Here is a 1,383-nt window from a genome sequence, read left to right as displayed (position 1 = left end):
CTTCGAGTTGGCCATCCGTCATACCGATGCCCGTATCTGCAACTTTCAAAATAAGCTGCTTTTCGTGCAGGATGACACTGATTCCGATCTCGCCTTCTGCTGTGAATTTCACGGCATTTGAGAGCAGATTGGTGGTGATTTGCACTAATCTCAGTGCATCGATTTCAATGAACGCATCCGAAAACGGCTTGATCGTAACTTTGTAATCCAAACCTTTCGCAAGCGCTCTTGGCTCGAAGCTTCTAAACACATCGCACAAGGTTTTGAGTAAGTCGGTTTTAGCGGGAGCAACGGTTAACTGCCCTGCTTCCAGCTTTGAGTAATCCAACACTTCGTCTACTAACACATTCAAATGATTGAGTGACCGCATGGCCTGAGCGATCAACTCGCGATTTGAATCGGCCGTCACTTGGCGATTCAGCAAATCGAGGATGCCGTGCGCCGCCGATAATGGTGTTCTTAACTCGTGACTCATGGGCGCTAAAAAATTTTCACGGGCGCGCACTGCAGTTTGTGCTTCTTTTTGCGCATCAATTAACGCCTGCTCACGCTCTTTTTGCTGAGTAATGTCTTGAATCACCGTCAGCACAAACTTCTTCTTCCCGCTTGGAGACGCGATGGTTTTACGCTCTCGATACACATGTTTAATACCGAGTTCGCACCCCGCAGACGCGACCTCTTCCGAGATGCGTTGTCCGCCAATTACAGAGGCCAATTCATCCGAGTTGTTCACGAGAGGCGCATTAGTCGAGCAGCTTTTCAGCTTACATTCTTGGCATTGCTTGCTCTTGTAGTTGGCACAGTTGCTCATTTCCAACTGGTTATCTTCACCGTGAATAAACACCAAGCTGTTAATTTCTTGAATGATGCCCATCAGCCATTGTTTTTCCGCTTCTTCATTGTTGGCATTCAGCTCAGCTAATTTCACCTTTAGACGTAGGTGCGCAAGAATGAAATACGCGGCAGCAAACATCAGAGAAAAAGCGACCGCACCTGCCAAGAAAAATTTTGCCATTTGCTCATCGTCGTAGCCATAAACTAGGTTGAAGCTTCGGTGCGAGCGCAGAAGTTTTTCTATCTCATTTGAGTCAATGGTTTCGATGATGCTGTTGAGCATGTGTTGGAGCTGCGTATTGTGTTTTGCAACTGCAAACGCATTCGAGAACGTCAGAACGTCTTGCTCATTGATCACCAAACCATCGACCTGATCTTGCGCAATCATGCTATGAACAACGTCATCCGGAATGTAAGCCACGTCCAAAACGCCTGATTTCAAATCCGCAAGCAGCTGTTTTAAATCGTCATAACAGTCAAAACGGTCCTGTTGCCACACACCTAAGTGCACCAACCCTTGCTTCTTTAAACTCAGTAGAATGCCCGCTT

Annotated in this window: 1 protein-coding gene; it reads right to left on the bottom strand. The window is 46.9% G+C overall.

The annotated features are described in order from the left end of the window. A partial coding sequence (locus tag R7Q47_RS24590) for a histidine kinase dimerization/phospho-acceptor domain-containing protein (protein ID WP_318089864.1) occupies positions 1-1,383 on the bottom strand: 1,383 nt, incomplete at both ends.

It is taken from the genome of Vibrio sp. Vb0349 (assembly GCF_033338975.1).
This window is presented reverse-complemented; position numbering and strand designations above follow the sequence as displayed.